General features: G+C 61.3%; 15 protein-coding genes. 12 read left to right on the forward strand and 3 right to left on the reverse strand.

Annotated elements, in window-relative coordinates; translation table 11 throughout:
* The first annotated feature begins 13 nt into the window (after positions 1-13).
* The 5 genes from EXN68_RS17080 to EXN68_RS17100 all read left to right on the forward strand — a co-directional run bounded on the left by EXN68_RS17080 (position 14) and on the right by EXN68_RS17100 (position 6,202).
* Positions 14-961, forward strand: coding sequence for an ABC transporter permease (locus EXN68_RS17080; RefSeq protein ID WP_006311351.1), 948 nt, complete (start codon positions 14-16; stop codon positions 959-961).
* Between the two features lie 10 nt (positions 962-971).
* Complete coding sequence (locus tag EXN68_RS17085) at positions 972-1,844, forward strand: ABC transporter permease (RefSeq protein WP_003505690.1); 873 nt, start codon at positions 972-974, stop codon at positions 1,842-1,844.
* A 20-nt stretch (positions 1,845-1,864) separates the two neighbouring features.
* The gene (locus EXN68_RS17090) at positions 1,865-3,649 is read left to right on the forward strand and encodes a gamma-glutamyltransferase family protein (RefSeq protein WP_142842002.1); all 1,785 of its coding nucleotides are present in this window, start codon (positions 1,865-1,867) and stop codon (positions 3,647-3,649) included.
* A 4-nt stretch (positions 3,650-3,653) separates the two neighbouring features.
* On the forward strand, positions 3,654-5,465 hold the full coding sequence (locus EXN68_RS17095; RefSeq protein WP_142842003.1) for an ABC transporter ATP-binding protein: 1,812 nt from the start codon (positions 3,654-3,656) through the stop codon (positions 5,463-5,465).
* Between the two features lie 125 nt (positions 5,466-5,590).
* Positions 5,591-6,202, forward strand: coding sequence for an ankyrin repeat domain-containing protein (locus tag EXN68_RS17100; RefSeq protein ID WP_237681423.1), 612 nt, complete (start codon positions 5,591-5,593; stop codon positions 6,200-6,202).
* Positions 6,203-6,232: 30 nt separating this feature from the next.
* On the opposite strand, the gene EXN68_RS17105 is transcribed toward EXN68_RS17100, so the two are convergent.
* Both EXN68_RS17105 and EXN68_RS17110 read right to left on the reverse strand, forming a co-directional pair.
* Positions 6,233-8,350, reverse strand: coding sequence for a sensor histidine kinase (locus EXN68_RS17105; RefSeq protein WP_142842005.1), 2,118 nt, complete (start codon positions 8,348-8,350; stop codon positions 6,233-6,235).
* On the reverse strand, positions 8,347-9,093 hold the full coding sequence (locus tag EXN68_RS17110; protein ID WP_142842006.1) for a response regulator transcription factor: 747 nt from the start codon (positions 9,091-9,093) through the stop codon (positions 8,347-8,349). Before EXN68_RS17110 ends, EXN68_RS17105 begins: the two co-directional genes overlap by 4 nt.
* Positions 9,094-9,333: 240 nt before the next feature.
* On the opposite strand from EXN68_RS17110, the gene EXN68_RS17115 reads away from it, so the two are divergent.
* From EXN68_RS17115 to EXN68_RS17130, 4 genes are all read left to right on the forward strand, one after another.
* A complete protein-coding gene (locus tag EXN68_RS17115; protein WP_065116807.1) occupies positions 9,334-10,332 on the forward strand; it encodes an ABC transporter substrate-binding protein in 999 nt (332 codons plus the stop codon).
* A 114-nt stretch (positions 10,333-10,446) separates the two neighbouring features.
* The gene (locus tag EXN68_RS17120; RefSeq protein ID WP_046801267.1) at positions 10,447-11,472 is read left to right on the forward strand and encodes an ABC transporter substrate-binding protein; all 1,026 of its coding nucleotides are present in this window, start codon (positions 10,447-10,449) and stop codon (positions 11,470-11,472) included.
* Between the two features lie 85 nt (positions 11,473-11,557).
* Positions 11,558-13,789 (forward strand): ABC transporter permease, encoded by a 2,232-nt coding sequence (locus EXN68_RS17125; protein WP_142842007.1) that lies wholly within the window; start codon positions 11,558-11,560, stop codon positions 13,787-13,789.
* Positions 13,786-14,847 (forward strand): ABC transporter ATP-binding protein, encoded by a 1,062-nt coding sequence (locus EXN68_RS17130; RefSeq protein ID WP_142842008.1) that lies wholly within the window; start codon positions 13,786-13,788, stop codon positions 14,845-14,847. Before EXN68_RS17125 ends, EXN68_RS17130 begins: the two co-directional genes overlap by 4 nt.
* Before the next feature lie 6 nt (positions 14,848-14,853).
* Here the strand turns inward: EXN68_RS17130 and EXN68_RS17135 are convergent, their stop codons facing one another.
* Positions 14,854-15,054 carry a hypothetical protein gene (locus tag EXN68_RS17135; RefSeq protein WP_142842009.1) on the reverse strand — a complete coding sequence of 67 codons (201 nt, stop codon included), beginning with the start codon at positions 15,052-15,054 and terminating at the stop codon, positions 14,854-14,856.
* Positions 15,055-15,239: 185 nt separating this feature from the next.
* On the opposite strand from EXN68_RS17135, the gene EXN68_RS17140 reads away from it, so the two are divergent.
* From EXN68_RS17140 to EXN68_RS17150, 3 genes are all read left to right on the forward strand, one after another.
* Complete coding sequence (locus EXN68_RS17140) at positions 15,240-15,578, forward strand: GCG_CRPN prefix-to-repeats domain-containing protein (protein ID WP_046801270.1); 339 nt, start codon at positions 15,240-15,242, stop codon at positions 15,576-15,578.
* Positions 15,579-15,753: 175 nt separating this feature from the next.
* The gene (locus EXN68_RS17145) at positions 15,754-16,743 is read left to right on the forward strand and encodes a Bug family tripartite tricarboxylate transporter substrate binding protein (protein ID WP_142842010.1); all 990 of its coding nucleotides are present in this window, start codon (positions 15,754-15,756) and stop codon (positions 16,741-16,743) included.
* 463 nt (positions 16,744-17,206) lie between these two features.
* Positions 17,207-18,997 carry an ABC transporter ATP-binding protein gene (locus EXN68_RS17150; RefSeq protein ID WP_142842011.1) on the forward strand — a complete coding sequence of 597 codons (1,791 nt, stop codon included), beginning with the start codon at positions 17,207-17,209 and terminating at the stop codon, positions 18,995-18,997.
* Positions 18,998-19,088 lie beyond the last annotated feature (91 nt).

A 19,088-nucleotide genomic window follows, 5' to 3' on the forward strand; every position in this document is an offset into this window, starting at 1 on the left:
CGGGGGCAATGCCATGCCTGTTTACATCGGCAAGCGACTGCTGGTCGCGATCCCGACGCTTCTCATCATTTCCATCTTCGTTTTCTCGCTGCAGAAACTCCTGCCGGGCGATCCGGTTCTTGCCATGGCGGGTGAGGAACGCGATCCCGCGACGATTGAATTCCTGCGCGAGAAATATCGCCTCAACGACCCCGTGCCGCTGCAATATCTCAACTGGCTGGGCGGTGTGGTGACGGGTGATTTCGGCATTTCGCTGCGCACCAACCAGCCGGTGCTGGAACTGATCGGCCAGAAGCTGCCGGTCACCATTCAGCTGGCTGTCATGGCGATGTTCTTTGCCATGGTCATCGGCATTCCCATCGGCATCCTGGCCGCCGTTAAGAAGAATACGTGGATTGATTATACGGCCAATATCGTGGCGCTTTCCGGTCTGTCCATCCCGAATTTCTGGCTCGGTATCATGCTGATCCTGCTGGTGTCGGTGAAGCTTGGCTGGCTGCCGGCGTCCGGTTATGAATCGATCTTCGTCGACCCTGTTCGTTCCATCGAAACGATGATCATGCCGGCCTTCGTGCTGGGCAACGCGCTTGCGGCAACGTTGATGCGTCATACACGTTCGGCGATGGTGGCGGTCTTGAGTTCCGATTATATCCGCACCGCCCGGGCCAAGGGGCTTTCGCCGCGTGAGATCATTCTGTCGCACAGTTTCCGCAACGCGCTGCTGCCGGTCATCACGCTGCTGGCGCTGCTCTTCGGCGAGTTGCTGGCCGGCGCGGTCCTGACGGAGCAGATTTTCACCATTCCCGGCTTCGGCAAGATGACGGTCGATGCGGTGTTCACCCGCGATTATGCCGTCGTTCAGGGCATCGTGCTCTGCACCGCAGTTGGTTTCATTCTCATGAACCTTCTGGCCGACATTGCCTATGTCCTGCTCAACCCCCGCCTCAGGGCGACGATCTGAGGCTGATATCATGACCGTTCTCGATCAAAACCTATCCGTACCGGCGACACGGCAGGAAAGCCGCGCCTGGAAAAAAATGAAGCGCAACAAATCGGCGCTTGTCGGCATGATCATCGTGCTGTTCTTCGCCGTGCTTGCCATAGCCGCGCCGATCCTGCCGATTGCCGACCCGGTTGCGACCAGCTGGTCGGCCATCCGCAAGGCGCCATCGGCGGCCCACTGGCTCGGCACCGACGATCTCGGCCGCGACATTCTCTCGCGCATGATCTATGGCGCCCGCGCCTCGCTGATGGCAGGTGTCGTCTCGGTGATGATCGCGGTGGTCATCGGCGTGCCCTTCGGCCTGATTTCGGGCTATTTCGGCGGCTGGGTGGATATGGTCATCTCGCGCATCACCGAAGCGCTGCTCGCGATGCCGTTCCTGATCATGGCAATCGCGCTTGCCGCCTTCCTCGGCCCGAGCCTTACCAATGCGATGATCGCCATCGGCCTTTCCGCCATGCCGATCTTCGTGCGGCTGACGCGCGGGCAGGTGCTGGCGGTCAAGATGGAGGATTATGTCGAAGGCGCGAGGTCGATCGGCCTCAACCATATCGACATCATGACCCGTTATATCCTGCCGAATGTCTTTGCCCCCATCATCGTGCAGGCGACACTGACGGTGGCGACCGCCATCATTGCGGAGGCGAGCCTTTCCTTCCTCGGTCTCGGCCAGCAGGCGCCGGCGCCGTCCTGGGGTTCGATGCTGAACACTGCGAAGAATTTCCTCAGCCAGGCGCCATGGATGACGATGTGGCCCGGCATCGCCATCTTCCTCGTCGTCATCGGTTTCAATCTTCTGGGTGATGGCCTGCGTGACGCGCTCGATCCGCGCGAAGCATGATTTTTACAAGGAATATCGGAATGACTGAATTCACCACACGCCCTGAAATCCTTGGCACCTTCGGCGTCGTCACCTCAACGCACTGGATCGCCTCGGCCGTTGGCATGGCCATTCTCGAAAAGGGCGGCAATGCTTTCGACGCCGCCGTCGCCACCGGCTTTGTGCTGCAGATTGTCGAGCCGCATCTCTGCGGTCCGGGCGGGGATATGCCGGCCGTGTTTTATTCGAAGCAGAAGGACAAGGTCGAAGTCATCTGCGCACAGGGTCCGGCCCCGAGCGGTGCGACGATCGAACATTACACTTCGGAAGGGCTGAAACTGATCCCCGGCGACGGGCTGCTGGCCACCGTCATCCCCGGTGCCTTCGACGGCTGGATGCTGATGCTGCGCGATTATGGCACGATGAGCGTGCGCGACGTGCTGGAACCCGCCATCTATTATGCCGAGCAGGGGCATCCAACGCTGCCGCGTGTCTCCGCCACCATCAAGGGGCTGGCTGATTTCTTCGAGAAGGAATGGCCGACATCCCATGAGACATGGCTGCCGGGTGGTGCCGCACCCGAGCCTCACGCCAATTTCCGTAACCCGGTTCTGGCTGCGACCTATCAGCGGATCATCACCGAAGCCGAAGCGCACACCGGCCGCGAAAACCAGATCGAGGCGGCGCGGGATGCCTTCTACCGGGGTTTCGTTGCGGAAGCTATCGACAGTTACGTAAAGACGGCGGAAGTCATGGATGCGAGCGGCGCACGGCACAAGGGCGTGCTGACGGCGCAGGATATGGCCGGGTGGAGCGCGACCGTCGAAGCGCCGCAGACGCTTGATTATCACGACTGGACGATTGCCAAGACGCCCGCCTGGGGACAGGGTCCGGTTCTGCTGCAATCGCTTGCGCTGCTGAAGGGCTTTGACATTGCAGCGATGGACCCGTCCGGGCCTGATTTCATCCACACCATCGTTGAGGCCATGAAGCTCGCCTTTGCCGACCGTGAGGTCTATTACGGCGACCCGGAATTTGGTCAGATACCAACGGAATATCTTCTCTCCGAGGGTTATAATGCCGGACGCCGGGCGCTGATCGGCCGCGAGGCCTCGCTGGAGCTGCGCCCCGGCACCGTGCCCGGATACGAAAATCAGGTGGACGCCACCATGGCGATGCTGGCCGAGATGAGCGGCAAGGGCACCGTCTACGAGCCGACCATGTCGCACCTGACGGAGAAGCGCGGTGACACGGTGCATATCGACGTCATCGACCGCTGGGGCAACATGGTGTCCACCACGCCATCGGGTGGCTGGCTGCAATCGTCGCCGGTCGTGCCGGGCCTCGGTTTCGCGCTCAATTCCCGCGCCCAGATGTTCTGGCTGAAGGAAGGCCTGCCGACCTCGCTTGCGCCGGGCAAACGCCCGCGCACCACGCTGACGCCGTCGCTTGCGCTGCATCAGGGCCGGCCCTCGATGGTCTTCGGCACGCCGGGGGGTGATCAGCAGGACCAGTGGCAGCTGCCTTTCTTCCTGCGTTATGCGCATCACGGCAAGAACCTGCAGGCGGCCATCGACATGCCTTTGTTTCACACCTCGCATTTTCCGGGCTCGTTTTATCCGCGCACCAGCTCGCCGGGTGAAATCATGGTGGAAAGCACAGCGGGTGAGGCGACGCTCGATGAGCTTCGCCGTCGCGGCCACCGGGTCACGGTTGCCGATGCCTGGTCAGTCGGGCGACTGACGGCAGCAAGGCGGGATGCGGACGGCCTGCTGCGCGCGGCCGCGACACCGCGGCTGATGCAGGCCTATGCGGTGGGGCGGTGAGACCATGGAAACAAAACCCGTCCTCTCCGTCCGTAACCTGACCACGTCCTTTCTCGTTGATGACGAATGGAAAAGCGTCGTGCGCAACGTCTCCTTCGATGTTGCGCCCGGTGAAACCGTTGCGATTGTCGGCGAATCCGGTTCCGGCAAGTCCGTCACTTCGCTGTCGCTCATGCGTCTGCTTGCGCCGTCCTCCAGCCGGATCGAAGGCGAAGTGCTGCTCAATGGGCGCAATCTGCTGGCGCTTTCCGAAAAGGAGATGCGCGGCGTGCGTGGCAACGATATTTCGATGATCTTTCAGGAGCCGATGACCTCGCTCAATCCGATCTTCACCATCGGCCGCCAGATTTCCGAGGTCCTCATCAGGCACAAGGGGCTTTCGAAACAGGAGGCGCGGGCGGAGACGGTGCGGCTTCTGGAAAAGGTGCGTATTCCCAATGCGGCCAGCCGTTTTGACGAATATCCGCATCAGTTTTCCGGCGGCATGCGGCAGCGGGTGATGATTGCCATGGCGCTCGCCTCGCGGCCGAAGCTGCTGATCGCCGATGAGCCGACGACGGCGCTCGACGTCACCATTCAGGGCCAGATCCTCGATCTCATCAAGCTGCTGCAGGAAGAGGAGGGCATGTCGGTTCTCTTCATCACCCACGACATGGGTGTGGTGGCCGAAATTGCCGACCGGACGATCGTCATGTATCGCGGCGACGAGGTCGAGACCGGCCCGACCGAGGAGATATTCAAACGCGGCAAGCACCCCTATACGCGGGCGCTGCTTTCGGCGGTGCCGAAGCTCGGCTCGATGCGCGACCGGCAATGGCCGACGCGTTTTCCGGTGCTCGACATGAAAACCGGTCTTTCAACCGAGCCTCAGGAGGTGGCCGAGACCGTGGCGAGCGGTCAGACGCCGGTCCTGTCGGTCAAAAACCTTGTCACGCGTTTCCCCATCCGCTCCGGACTGCTGGCGCGGCAGACGGGTGCGGTTCATGCCGTCGAAAACGTCTCCTTCGATCTGTTTCAGGGCGAGACGCTGGCGCTGGTCGGTGAATCCGGCTGCGGAAAATCCACCACCGGCCGCTCGATCATGCGCCTCGTGGAGCCGTCGTCCGGCGATGTATCGCTCGATGGCTACGATGTGATGCGGCTTGATACCACCGGCCTGCGCAACATGCGCAAATCCGTCCAGATGATCTTTCAGGACCCGTTCTCGTCGCTCAATCCGCGCATGACGGTGGGCACGGCGATTTCCGAACCCTTCATCAAGCACAGGCTGGGCACCACGAGACAGGCGAAGGAAAAAACCGCCGATCTCTTGGAAAAGGTCGGCCTGTCGGCCGATATGGCCGGCCGCTACCCGCATGAATTTTCCGGCGGCCAGCGCCAGCGCATCGCCATTGCCCGGGCGCTGGCGCTTGATCCCAAGGTCATTGTTGCCGATGAAAGCGTCTCGGCGCTTGACGTCTCGATCAAGGCGCAGGTCTGCAACCTGTTGCTCGACCTGCAGCAGAGCCTCAACCTCGCTTTCCTGTTCATCTCGCATGACATGGCGGTGGTGGAACGCGTCAGTCACCGCGTGGCGGTGATGTATCTCGGCGAGATCGTCGAAATCGGCCCGCGGGCGGCGGTCTTCGACAATCCGCAACATGCCTATACGAAAAAGCTGATGGCGGCGGTGCCGGTGCCCGATCCGGCGCGGCGCGGTATAAGACGCAGCGTTTCCAATGACGAGCTGAAAAGCCCCATACGGGCAATGGGTTATGAAACACCGGAGCGGACTTACAGGACCGTTTCACCCGGCCATTTCGTTCAGGTGGCCTGAGGCGGCAAAAAGCGGGTCTTGAAGCGAATGCCGGTCGCCTGGAATAATGCTGCTGCCCGCACCACCGGTGCCGGCATTCTTTCGAGGTGGTGATGCGACGACTGGTTTTATGTGGAGTGCTGATGATGACCCTTGGCGCAAATGCTCAGGCTGCCGTTCTGGAAGCGGTAACGGCGAAGGATCACGTGCGGCTTGAACAACTGCTGAAAAACAGTGGCGCCACCGAAGAGCGGAACGCGCAGGGCCAGACGCCTCTGCTGGTGGCGGTTTGGCAGAACGACGTGGCGTCGGCGCGACTGCTTCTCGATGCCGGTGCCGATGTCAATGCTCGCGACAGCATCGAGGATAGCCCGTTTCTGGTGGCGGGTGCACAGGGCAGAACCGAAATCCTGCGGATGATCCTGAAAAAGGGCGCAAATCTTGAAAGTACCAATCGCTTTGGTGGCACGGCGCTCATTCCGGCTGCCGAAAAGGGACATCCCGAAGCTGTCGATATGCTGCTTGCAGCCGGTGTGGATGTCGATCACGTCAACCGGCTCGGCTGGACGGCCCTGCTTGAAGTCACAATCCTGAGAGATGGCGGCGCGGTATCGCAGCGGATCGTCCGGTCGCTTCTTGCCGGTGGCGCTGACGTTGCGGTGGAGGATTTTGATGGAAGGACCGGGCTTGCCCATGCCCGCGAAAGAGGGCTGACGGAAATCGTTGCACTGCTGGAGGCCGCCGGCGCGAAAGACTGACCGGCCGACTGACCCGGCGTGGAAGCCGCTTCAGGCCGACCTTTGCGCCAGCCCGGTGCCTGCCGGAAATGTCAGCTGCACCTTCGCCCCTTCACCCGGCTTGGAACTGATATGCGCCTCGCCGCCGCTCTGGCGCACGAAGCCATAGACCATGGCAAGGCCAAGGCCCGCGCCGCCATGGTCCCCACGGGTGGTGAAATAGGGCTCGAACGCCTTGTCCACTGCCTCGGGTGTCATGCCGATGCCTTCGTCGGTGACCGATATCACCAGTGCATCCTTCTCGCAGGCCGCCTCGATTGAAATCAGGCCGCCATCTGGCATAGCGGCCGCCGCATTGAGGCAGAGATTGAGGATGGATTGCTCGAAAAGTGCCGGGTCGAGCGGGATTGTGGGAAGATTGTCGTCGAGATCGAGCGCGATCCGGCATTTGGGGCCGACCGCAATCTCGAGAATATCGGCCATGCCGCGCAGCAGGTTGGCGACATTGATTGAGCTTGGATGGATCGGCTGCTGGCTGCCGATGGTCAACATGCTGCTGGCGAGAGACCGGCCGCGATCCGCCGCCTTGCGGATGCGGGCGATGTGGCGGTTCTGGCGGTCGTTGAAACCCGCCTCGCGCTCCAGCAGGCCGAGACTGCCGGTGATGATGCCGATCATGTTGCCCACCTCATGGCTGACCTGGTGGGTCATGCGCATGATGCCGTCCAGACGCTGGGCCTTTACGGCTTCTGCCTCCTGCCGGTCGAGTGCTGTGACATCGCGGGCAAGCAGCACGATGCCGCCATCCGGCTGGCGCGACATCGATACTTCGATCACCCGCTCGTCCGTGGTGCGGTGGCGCACGACGGCGCGCTCCATCAATTCGCCCTTTTCGCTCTCGAAGGGCAGCAGCATGGGATCGATTTCCGGGACCGGCTCGACAAACCGACGAATCGGCAGTTTTCGCGACGAGCCGGAGCGCCCAACCAGTTCGATGATGCGGCGGTTCATGGTGATCGGCCGGCCGGTTGCATCAAACAGTGCTATGCCCTCATTCATGTTGCGGAAGGTGGAGCGGATGGTGCGGGCCGCCGCTTCCGCCGTGCGCCTGAGGCGCGAGACGCGGTCGACGCTGTCGTGAAAGGCGCGGAATGCGTCGAGCAGGCGGATCAACTCCGTTTCCGAGCCGCTATAAGAGGGCGGGCCGACATCCTTTTCGCCTTTGGCAAGCGCATTCATGCCATTGGAGAGCGCCGCGATCCCGCGTGACACCCGCATCACCGAGCGGATGGAGAGGATCGCCACCACCAGAACCAGAAGGGAGGCGACGGCCACGATGACCAGCAGGCGACTGAGCGCATCGGAGGTGGAGATCAGGTCTTCGTTCAGGCTGCGGGCAACCGCATCGCCCTGGGTTTCCGTGACATGGGAAAGATCGCGCGACACGGTGTGAAGCCGCGATACCGAGGCGCGGATGGCAAACATTTCGAGGAGATAACGGCTCTGGGCTGCAAAGACCCGTTCATAGGGCTGCATTTCGGCCAGAGGCAGCCGCTCGCCGGGGTAACCCTGCTGGCGGGCCGTGGTTTCTGCGACATAACGGCGGCGCAGTTCGCCCAGCTGGAAAAGACTGTCGGATGCGGATGCGGCCTGTACGATGCCGTTCATTCGCCGGCGCAGTTCCGGATCGAGGATGCCCTGACCGGTGGCGATTTCGCCGAGCGCCGCCGCCGCTTCCGCCTTGTGCGCCTGCGCGGCATCGGCATCCTTCGCAAGATCGAGCGTCTGCGCCCGGATAAGCTGGAGCAGTTCAACGATGCGTTCGCTCGCAAAGCCGCGCGCGGCCCGTTCGCCGCTGCCCGGCCCGGTCATTTCCAGCAGCAGGTCGACCTGCTGGACGACGGAGCGGCTTTCGCTGGAAACGCGATAGGGCGAGGCGGCATTCATCAGGAAAGGTGCACTGGAGACGAGATCGGAGACCTGCCGCGAGACCAGCGATGCCTTTGCTAGACTGGAAAAGGCCTGCAAGCCATAGGCCGCCATCTCATCGCGGGCGCGCTGCAGGCCATAGATGGCGATGGCCGACAGGCTGAAGACGAGGACGCAGGTAAAGACGATCGCAAAGGGCAGGCGAAAGGCAATCGAGGAAAGGAAGGAACGGCTGATCACGGGGAAAGCTCGCCCTCATCGGTATGGAGCACATATCCCTTGCCGCGCCGGGTCTTGATATGGCGCGGCAGATCGGGGTTTATCTCGATCTTGCGCCTCAGTCGCAGCACCAGCACATCGACATTGCGGTCGATATAGCGGTCGCTTTCCGAACCCAGCCGGTCGAGGATCTGCGAGCGGCTGACCGGCTGGTTGGGCGTTTCGGCGAGAATTTCCAGCAGCGCGAATTCGGCACTGGTCAGCGTGCGGCTGCGATCCGCGAGGCAGACCGCCCGGCGGGCATCGAGATCGATCGCCCAGTCACCGAGTCGCAGCGCCGTGCGGCCATGATCACGTTCGCTGTCCTTGTCCTGTTTCAGCGAGGGGATCGTCCGGCGCAGAACGGCCTTGATCCGCGCCGTCAGTTCGATGGGTTCGAAGGGTTTGACGACATAATCGTCGGCGGCGGTTTCCAGACCGAGAACCCGGTCGGCGGCGCTGCCGGCGGCCGTAACCATGACAATGCCGATATCACTATCGACCTTGCCGCGCAGCCGCTGGGCGAAGGTGCGGCCGGATGTGCCGGGCAGATTATGGTCAACGAGCACCAGCTGCATCCGGTCCCGCGCCAGTATCTCGTCCGCTTCCTCGGCGGAGCGGGCGCAGGTGGGCAGCCAGCCCTCGGCCTCGACGAGGTCCGAGATAAGCTCGGCCATATCAGGATCGTCCTCGACGATCAGAATGCGAACCTTCTGATTAAGCACTGCATCTTCCTCCCGCCGTCATCATAGGCGCGGCTGCGGCGATCTTCAAAGGCTCGCTGGTTATCTCCCCTGTCATAATTGTAATATCTGTAATCTTGTTCGGCGGTGCGGTGAAAGATTGGTAACCATTCTTCGATTGCGGTACGGGCCGAATGTGACATGCTGTTGGTGGAGACTGGAACGGGGAGGTTCCAGGCAGGGAGGCTTTAAGTGAAACGATTGACCGCACTTGCGGCGAGCATGGCTTTATGGCTGTGCGGCGCAGGGCATGGCATGGCCGAGCCGAAGTTGAACGTCCTGTGCGGCGTCGACGAAGCCTGGTGCGTGGCCATGCAGCGGGCTTTCGAGGCAAAAAGCGGCCTTGAGATTTCGATGGTTCGCAGGAGCACAGGCGAAATTCTCGACCAGATTCGTGCCGAACGCTCTCACCCGACAGTCGACGTCTGGTGGGGTGGCACCGGTGATACCCATCTGCAGGCCGGCTCGGAAGGGCTGCTGGACGAATATCAGCCGCGGCATCCGCAGGATCTGTTGCCCTGGGCGCAGAATTTTTATGCGATGTCCGGCTCAAGGTCCGCCGGCATTTATGCCGGGGCGCTGGGCTTTGCCTATAATTCTGAACTGCTCGCCAGAAACAATCTGCCGGCTCCCACCTGCTGGAAGGATCTGGCCAAGGATATTTATCGCGGCCATATCCTGACCGGTAATCCGAACTATTCCGGCACGGCCTTCACCATGCTCGCCACGCTGGTCCAGCTGTTTGGCGAGGAGGAGGCCTTCGGTTTCATGACGAAACTGAACCAGAATGTCGTGGGCTATACCAAGGTGGGTGCCGCGCCCGTCAAGGCGGCGGCGCGGGGCGAGGTGCTGATCGGGATTTCCTTCATGCATGACGCGGTGACCCAGAAGATCGAAGGATTTCCGCTGGTCATCGTCGCTCCCTGCGAAGGCACCGGTTACGAGATCGGGGCGGTCAGCATCGTCAAGGGCAACCGCAATACGGCCCTTGCGCAGGATTTCGTGGAATTTGCGCTGAGCCCGGAAGGGCAGGCGACCGGGGCTGCGGCCGGCCAGAACCAGGTGCCTTCCAATGCCCGGGCGACACTGCCGCTGACCGCCCCCGATATATCGATGATCAAGATGGTGGATTACGACTTTGCCACTTTTGGCCAGCCCGAAGAGCGAAGTCGGTTATTGAGCCGCTTCGACAGCGAAATCCACCCGAGCCAGACCCAGTAGGGGTCAGAAAACCGACATCCCAAAAGACAGCGTGCGCGCCGCAGGGCGCCGCGACCGGCAGCGCCATGTCCGCGCGTGCCCAGGAATTCAGACGCAAGCTACAGGAGGATAACCATGCGACTGACGATACTTTCCACCCTGCTTTTTGCCGGCACGGCACTGAGCGCCGTTTCCGCGCAGGCGGCGGGCGAACTGAACCTCATCTGCTCGGCCGATGTCGTCATCTGCGAACAGATGAAGGGCGATTTTGAAAAGTCGCACGACATCAAGGTCAATATGGTGCGCCTGTCTTCGGGTGAAACCTATGCCAAGGTGCGCGCGGAAGCCCGCAACCCGAAGACCGATATCTGGTGGGCCGGCACCGGCGATCCGCATATGCAGGCGGCCTCGGAAAACCTGACGCTGGAATACAAGTCGCCGATGCTCGACCAGTTGCAGGACTGGGCCGTGAAACAGGCCGAAAGCACGGGTTACAGGACTGTCGGCGTTTATGCCGGTGCGCTGGGCTGGGGCTACAACACCGAAATCTTCAAGTCGAAGGGTTACAAGGAGCCGAAGTGCTGGGCCGACCTGCTGGCGCCGGAACTGAAGGGCGAAATCCAGATCGCCAATCCGAACTCTTCGGGCACCGCCTATACCGCGCTTGCCTCGCTCGCGCAGATCATGGGTGAAGATCAGGCGATCGACTATCTGAAGAAGCTCAACGTCAATATCTCGCAATATACCAAGTCGGGTTCCGCACCGGTCAAGGCGGCGGCGCGTGGCGAGACGGCGCTCGGCATCGTCTTCATGCATGATGCGGTGGCGCAGACGGCGGAAGGCTTCCCGGTGAAGTCGATCGCGCCTTGCGAAGGCACGGGTTACGAGATCGGCTCCATGTCGATCATCAAGGGCGCACGCAACCTCGACAATGCCAAGACCTGGTACGACTGGGCGCTGAAGCCGGAAGTGCAGTCGCGCATGAAGGACGCCAAGTCCTTCCAGCTTCCCTCCAACAAGACGGCGGAAGTGCCGAAGGAAGCACCGAAGTTCGAGGACATCAAGCTCATCGACTACGACTTCAAGACCTATGGCGATCCGGCCAAGCGCAAGGCGCTTCTGGAGCGCTGGGACCGCGAAGTTGGTGCGGTCGCCAACTGATCTTAACTCCGGCGACAGGCATCCCGGCTTTTAAAGCCGGGGTGTCCGCCACTCTTTCATCGGCATGAAATAAGCGAGGTCGGCCATGACACGTGGCAATCGCAGGCTGGACATCGTCCTGGCGCTCGGGGCTTTTGCCCTCATTCTTCTCCCCTGGTATCGCATCGAAGGCGGCTTTTTCAGCTTCCGCTGGCTGTCCGGATTTTTCTCCACCGCCAGCAATGCGCCGGGCGTGCTGCAGATACTGTCCTATGGAAAACCATGGCTTGTCGGCATCGTTCTTTTCTTCCTCGCCGCATGCCTTGTCCGGCCGATGCGTGATCCGATGCGCCGGGGCGGGTTGCTTGCCTTTATCGGTGCTGCCGGTCTCGTTTTCCTAGCCTTGCAGGGGCTGGCGATCGGCTTTACCGGCTGGACATGGACGGTGAGTGAAAACCTCTTCGGCATGCTTGCCGATGGTCAGGCGTCGATGGGGGCGGGTGCCGTCGTCATGTCGTTCGTCTTCGTGCTTCTTTTTGCCTTCGGACTTGCCGAACGTGGCGTCATGAAAGGCGACGCCTTTGTCGTCGGCGCCATTTCCGTTCTGGTCTTCCTCGTTGCGGTTTTTGTCTTTTATCCGATCGGCAGCATGTTGATCGCCTCCGTTCAGGATTTCGACGGCTCCTTCAATGCCGATGGCTTTATCCGCAATATCAAGGATCCCGGCATCTGGAGCCTTGGCTGCGTCACGGGTGAAGAGCGTTGCGGCGTTGCCTGGCGCACATTGTTTCTCGCCCTGATGACCGCCTTCGGCTCGACCGTGCTCGGGCTTGGCTTTGCGCTGATCGCCACCCGCACCCGCTTTCCTTTCAAGAAGGGCCTGCGGCTTCTCACCGTTCTGCCGATCATCACGCCGCCTTTTGTCATCGGCCTTGCGCTGACGCTGCTGTTCGGCCGCGCCGGCGTCGTCACCGAATGGCTTTCCTATCTCTTCGGCATCGAACCCGGTCGGTGGCTTTATGGCATGACCGGTATCTGGATCGCGCAGGTTCTTTCCTTCACGCCCATCTCGTTTCTGGTGCTGATCGGCGTGGTTGAAGGCGTCAGCCCGTCGATGGAAGAAGCCTCGCAGACATTGCGTGCCGATCGCTGGCGCACCTTCTGGCGGGTGTCGCTGCCGCTGATGAAACCCGGTCTCGCCAATGCCTTCCTGATCGGCTTCATCGAGAGCATGGCGGATTTCGGCAATCCGCTGGTGCTTGGCGGCACCCATGGCGTGCTGTCGACGGAAATCTTCTTTGCCGTCGTCGGCTCGCAGAACGATCCGTCCCGCGCTGCGGTTCTGGCGATCATCCTTCTGTGCTTCACGCTTTCGGCCTTCCTTGCCCAGCGCTTCTGGCTGGCAGGCAAGAATTTCGCCACGGTGACCGGCAAGGGCGACAGCGGCGCGCATATCGCCCTGCCGCGTGGCCTGTCCATCGGTGTTCACGCCATCGTCGTGCCGTGGATGGTCTTCACCATCGTCGTTTATGGCATGATCCTTGTGGGTGGTTTCGTGAAGACCTGGGGTCTCGATAACTCCCTGACCTTCGATCACTACATCCGCGCCTTTTCCGTCAGCTTCTCGAACGGCTCTATTGCCTGGACGGGCGTTGCCTGGAACTCGTTCTGGACGACGATGGAGATCGCGCTGGTTTCGGCGCCGCTCACCGCTGCCGTTGGCCTGCTGACCGCGTACATCATCGTGCGGCAGAAATTTGCCGGGCGGAACCTCTTCGAATTCGCACTGATGATGAGTTTTGCCATTCCCGGCACGGTCATTGGCGTCAGCTACATCATGGCCTTCAACCTGCCGCCGGTGGAAATGACCGGTTCGGCACTCATCCTCATCGCCTGCTTCGTCTTCCGCAACATGCCGGTCGGCGTGCGCGGCGGCATCGCAGCGATGAGCCAGCTCGACAAGAGCCTCGACGAGGCCTCGCTGACGCTGCGGGCCAATAGTTTCCGCACCATCCGCAAGGTCATCCTGCCGCTCTTGAGGCCCGCGATCACGGCCGCACTGGTCTATTCCTTCGTGCGCGCCATCACCTCCATCAGCGCCGTCATCTTCCTTGTCAGCGCCCAGTACAACATGGCGACGTCCTACATCGTCGGCCTTGTCGAAAACGGCGAATATGGTGTGGCGATCGCCTATTCCTCGATGCTGATCGTGGTGATGATCACCGTCATTACCGGCTTCCAGCTCATTGTTGGTGAGCGACGCCTGCGGCGCGAAAACCGCGTCGCCGGCCTGCCATCCGCTTCCTCCGTTCCTCTTGCCCAGGAGAAAACCACATGATTTCCGTAAAACCCGGCTCCGTCACCTTTCAGAATGTCCGCAAGACCTTCGGCGCCTTCACCGCCATTCCCGATCTGTCGCTCACCATCGAGCCCGGCACGCTGGTAACCCTGCTTGGCCCCTCCGGCTGCGGCAAGACGACGACGCTGCGCATGCTGGCGGGTCTCGAACATCCGACCTCCGGCCGCATCCTCATCGGTGACAAGGATGTGACCATGCTGCCTGCCAATGAGCGCGATGTCTCGATGGTCTTCCAGTCCTATGCGCTTTTCCCCCACATGACGGCGCTCGACAATGTCGCCTACGGGCTGCAATCCTCGGGATTGCGCAAGGCGGAAGCGCGGGAAAAGGCGGAAGAGGGGTTGAAGCTCGTCGGCCTGGCCGGCATGGGCCACCGCCTGCCTGCCGAACTTTCCGGCGGCCAGCAGCAGCGCGTGGCGGTCGCCCGCGCTTTGGTGCTGGAACCGCAGGTGCTGCTGCTGGACGAGCCGCTTTCCAACCTCGATGCCCGCCTTCGCCGCCGGGTGCGTACCGAAATTCGCGAATTGCAGCAGCGGCTCGGTTTTACCGCCGTTTATGTGACCCATGATCAGGATGAGGCGCTGGCGGTTTCCGACCGGATCATCGTGATGAAGGATGGCGAGATCGCCCAGTCGGGTGCACCGCGCGATCTTTACGAGGCCCCGGCCTCCGCCTTCATCGCCGATTTCATGGGCGAGGCGAATGTCGTCGGCTGCGAGGTGATCAGCATTGAGGGGCCCGATGCGCTGATCCGCGTCGGCGGTGTCGATCATCGCGTTTCGGCGCGCAATGCCCGGCCCGGTCCGGCCAAGCTTGCCGTGCGTCCGGGTTCGATTGCCATCGGCCAGCCGGGCGGGCAAGGGGTTGCCGGCCGGGTGCTGCACAGCGCCTATCTCGGTGGTCATGTCGAATATGAAGTCGAGACCGATATCGGCACGCTCTTCATCGTCGACCATGCGGTCGAGACCAGCCTGCCGCCGCAAAGTGATGTCACCCTCGGATTTAAGAACCGCGGCATTGCGCTGATCCAGTCCTGACGGGCGTCAGTCCTGCGGATCGGGCACGATCCACCAGAATAGCTGCACGAGGTCGCTCCAGGTGCGGGCGAGATCGTCGATCGCGGCATTCACCTCCATATAGAGGTGAATGCCGAGCAGCGTGAAAAGCCCCAGCAGCAGCCATGGCCAGATCGGGCGTCTGCCCGCTGGCTTCGGATCGTGCTTCTCGTCCTGATTGATGTCCAATCGCTGTCTCCCCGTCGCCTTGAGACCTAGGGCCAAAACCACGCGGCCGCAACCATGCATCAGGCTGCGTGGCCTCATCCTCGCCATGAAGTGCGATTTCCTGCCACGAAAACACCCAGATTCATTCAGCCGCAGTTCACCCGCCGGAGCGCTAAATCCCCCCATCCCATAAGGAGGGAGATGACATGCGTAAGATGATTTTTGGCGCAGGAATGATTCTCAGCGCCCTGTTCGGCACCGGCGCGAACGCCATGCCCGTGGGTCAGCCATCGGCACCCGCGACATCTAATGTTCAGACCGTCGACTATGCCTGCGGACGCGGCTTTCATCTGTCGCCGCGCGGATATTGCCGTCCGAACGGCCCGCCGCGTTACGAGCGTGGCTGGGACAGGCGCGACCGCTGGGAAGGTCGCCGCGAATGGCGCGAACGTCAGGCCCGCAGAGAATGGCGGGAACGGCGAGACCGCCGCGACTGGCGGGAACACCGTGAATGGCGTGACCGTCGCGATTATTATCGCTGGTAACAAGATAAGGCCCTTCCTTAACCGGGAGGGCCTTTTTAGTTGTGATCCGCCCGCAAAAACGGTGCACGGCGATCCCCCCGAATCACTTTTGCTGCGGCGGCGGCCATGGCTTGCTCTCGAGGGCTTTTGAGCTACTATGCCGACATGGCGGGGAGGCCATGTTAAAGGAGGGTTCATGAATTACCGGTTTTCGAAACGACGTATGGTGTTGAAGCTTGCCGCTACGGCAGCTTCTTTTTGCATGCTGGGAATGACGGCGAGTGCCGAAGGTTTTCCCGATCGGACCATTACGCTGGTCGTGCCTTTCGCGGCGGGCGGCTCCACCGATGTGGTGGCGCGCGTCATCGCGCAGAAGATGGGCGATGAGCTTGGCCATCAGATCGTCGTTGAAAATGTTGCCGGTGCCGGTGGCAATCTCGGTGCCGACCGTGTCGCCCGGGCCGAGCCAGACGGCTATACGATCCTGATGGGCACGGTTGCGACCCATGCGCTCAACCCGCTCATCCTCAAAACAAAGCCTTACGATCCGGAAAAGGATTTCGCCCCGGTTTCCTTGCTGGTGGTGGTGCCGAATGTGCTGGTCGTCAATCCGAAGCTCAACGTCAACAGCGTTGCGGAACTGATTGCGCTTCTCAAGGCCGAGCCGGACAAATATGCCTATGCCTCTTCCGGCAATGGCACGCCGCTGCATCTTTCAGGCGAGTTGTTCAAGAGCATGGCTGGTGTCAGGATGCAGCATGTTCCCTATAAGGGAGCAGGCCCGGCGCTCAACGATCTGCTTGGCAACCAGATTTCGATCATGTTCGACAATCTGCCGTCGTCATCAGGCCACATCAAGTCCGGCACGTTGCGGGCACTTGGCGTAACCACGGCCGAGCGCGCCTCATCTTTCCCGGACCTGCCGACCATTGCCGAGACCGTGCCGGGTTATGAAACCTATACCTGGAATGCGCTCTTTGCGCCGGCAGGCACACCGGCCGAAGCGATCGACAAGCTGAATGCCGCCGCCAAGAAAGCGCTTGCCGATCCGAACGTGGCCGCGCGCATGGCGGAGTTCAGCGCCAAGATCGTCGCGTCGTCACCCGATGAGCTGAAGACCCACGTTGCGGCCGAAATCGCCAAGTGGGAACCGGTCGTCAAGGATGCAAATGTGCAGATGGACTGATCAGGAACGGTAGTCCCGCTCCTTTGCTACCTCGCTGCGCACCCTGTCCTGGGATGCGCAGTATCACGTGCTGCTGAAGACCATACCGAAGCTGCCATCATGGTTCGTCCTGAGACGGGCCTGTCGCATCGGCCAATGTGTCGTTTCCGCATCACTTGCCACAAGGTTGCAAAAATCGGCTTGGCAAGCTCAAATCACTCAGCTACAAAACGTATCACCGCGTCAGATCAAACAAAGGGAGGCGTTGCATGACACCAGCATTCACCGAAATCCTCCCGCAGGGAATGACCCGACACTAGGTCATATCCATTCGCGGCCCGCCCTGCGCGCGCCCGACATGCGGTTTATTTTCCTTCATGGCCCGATTGATCTGACGGGATCATTTCGTCTCCCGTCCGGGCTGTGCCATCCAACTTCCGTTTTGAGGACCGGTTGCCGATTTTCTGGCGCCGTGCTGGTTAAAATGTCTCGCAAGAAGCTCGATTTCCGCGCCGATGCCTATCGTCATGTGCTCGGCTTTGTTTTTCACCACTGGAGCCACCGGCCGGCACTGGTGGGTTTCATCATCGTGCTGGTCATTGCCAGCACGCTGGCTGAAGTCATGGTGCCGGTTTTTTCCGGTCAGATCGTTGATGCCATTGCCGGCGGCAACGGGGCAGACAAAGCGCTGCACGCCTTTGTCATCATGGTGTCGCTTGGTCTCACCAGCGTGGTGCTGCGCTGGTTCATCTTTAACGGCATCATCAGGCTCACGCTGAAAACCATGGCTGACGTCACCAATAACGGCTTCCACAAGGTGCAGCGTTTCTCCACGGACTGGCATGCCAACAGCTTTGCCGGCTCCACGGTGCGCAAGATCACGCGCGGCATGTGGGCGCTGGATTCGCTGAACGACCTGCTGCTCATCGCCCTTCTGCCGTCGCTGGTGATGCTGGTCGGCGCCACCATCGTGCTCGGCAGCTACTGGCCGGTCATGGGCCTCATCGTCGGCCTCGGCTCGCTGATTTATGTCGGTGTCACCGTGGCTCTTTCCATGGGTTATGTGTCGCCTGCGGCGCGGCTTGCCAATGCCTGGGATACAAGGCTTGGCGGCGCGCTGGCGGATGCCATCAGCTGCAACTCGGTCGTCAAGGCCTTTGGCGCTGAAACGCGTGAGGAAACGCGGCTGGGTCACGTGCTGGTGAAATGGGATAACCGCACGCGCAGAACATGGCGGCGCGGCACGCTGAATGGCACCATTCAGAGCTTCATGATGGTGTCCATGCAGGCCGGCATTCTCGGCACCGGCCTCATCATGTGGCGGCAGGGGCTGGCGACGCCGGGTGATATCACCTTCGTGCTTGCCATGTTCTTCGTGCTGCAGGGTTACCTGCGTGATGTGGGGCAGGATATCCGCAACCTGCAACGCGCCGTCAACGACATGGAAGAGCTGGTGCTGCTGGACAAGATGCCGCTTGGCGTCGAAGACAGGCCGGATGCCGCGCGGCTTGATATCGGCAAGGGCGAGATCGTCTTCGATCACGTCACATTCCAATATGGCGCGCATCCCACCCCGCTTTATGATGACTTCTCGGTCACCATCAAGCCGGGCGAACGTGTGGGGCTGGTCGGCCATTCCGGTTCGGGCAAGACAACCTTCGTCAAGCTCATCCAGCGCCTTTATGACATCAGGTCGGGTGCAATCCGCATCGACGGGCAGAATATTGCCGATGTGACGCAATCGAGCCTGCGCGGCCAGATCGCCATCGTGCAGCAGGAACCCATCCTGTTCCACCGCACGCTGGCGGAAAACATCGCCTATGGTCGCCCAGGTGCCTCGCGGCGTGAAATCGAGCAGGCGGCAAAACAGGCCAGTGCCCATGAGTTCATCATGTCCCTTCCAAAAGGATATGAAACCATGGTCGGCGAACGCGGCGTCAAGCTCTCGGGCGGGGAACGCCAGCGCGTCGCCATTGCCCGCGCATTCCTTGCTGATGCGCCGGTGCTGATCCTTGACGAGGCCACCTCGAGCCTCGACAGCGAAAGCGAAGTGCAGATCCAGCAGGCCATGGAACGGCTGATGGTTGGCCGCACGACGCTGGTCATCGCGCACCGGCTCTCCACCGTCAGGGCGCTGGACCGGCTGCTGGTGTTCGACAGGGGCAAGATTGTCGAAGAAGGCGACCATCAGGCGCTTATCCGCCTCAATGACGGCATCTACCGCCGGCTGTTCGAGCGGCAGGCGCTGGAACTGACCAAGGGCCTGGTGGCCTGAAACAACGAGACGCCGGAGTTCATCCTCCGGCGTTTCATCCGCAACTTCTAACCAGTGCCACGAACGCGCCGCTTTTTTCCATTATTAGCGT

The organism is Martinezella rhizogenes (assembly GCF_007002745.1).
GTDB classification, from domain to species: Bacteria; Pseudomonadota; Alphaproteobacteria; order Rhizobiales; family Rhizobiaceae; genus Agrobacterium; species Agrobacterium cucumeris.